This window comes from Bartonella vinsonii subsp. berkhoffii ATCC 51672 (assembly GCF_902825225.1).
Classification (GTDB): Bacteria; Pseudomonadota; Alphaproteobacteria; order Rhizobiales; family Rhizobiaceae; genus Bartonella; species Bartonella berkhoffii.
Genome location: NZ_CADEAK010000303.1, coordinates 1 through 394, shown reverse-complemented (window position 1 = coordinate 394; position 394 = coordinate 1). Strand labels below are relative to the sequence as shown.

1 protein-coding gene is annotated in these 394 nt (G+C 44.2%); it reads left to right on the top strand.

Annotation, left to right across the window (positions count from 1 at the left end; all coding sequences use genetic code 11):
- Window positions 1-120: 120 nt before the first annotated feature.
- On the top strand, window positions 121-394 hold a 274-nt coding region (locus tag J7R10_RS09365; RefSeq protein ID WP_208436535.1), incomplete at its 3' end, for a phage tail protein.

Sequence of the window (394 nt, the reverse complement as noted above, 5' to 3'; positions counted from 1 at the left end):
CAATATTTCCGTCCCCAATGGTCTCAAGAACGAAATTAGAGATGCAGTCAATCAAGCTCTTGAACGCTATGAGAAGCAACAACGTTTGGCTATAGCCGCCAACCTTTCGGATTAAGTGCCATGATGTTAGCTTTGGGTGATTTCATTTTTTCGATTGAAACAGCAGCTTATCAAACGCTTGGTCTGTCTTATGGCGTTCCATGGGTAGAGCAAGGGCGATTGGGACGAAAGGCGGCTCTTCAATTACCAGCTGTTGCAAATGCGGAGTTTTCCTTAACGGGTATAATTTATCCAGATTTTAAAGGTGGTCACAGGCAGCTCGAATATTTACGACAAATAGCGCATGAGGGACCTCTCATCCTTATAACGGGGCAAGGCAAGATTTTAGGTAAGT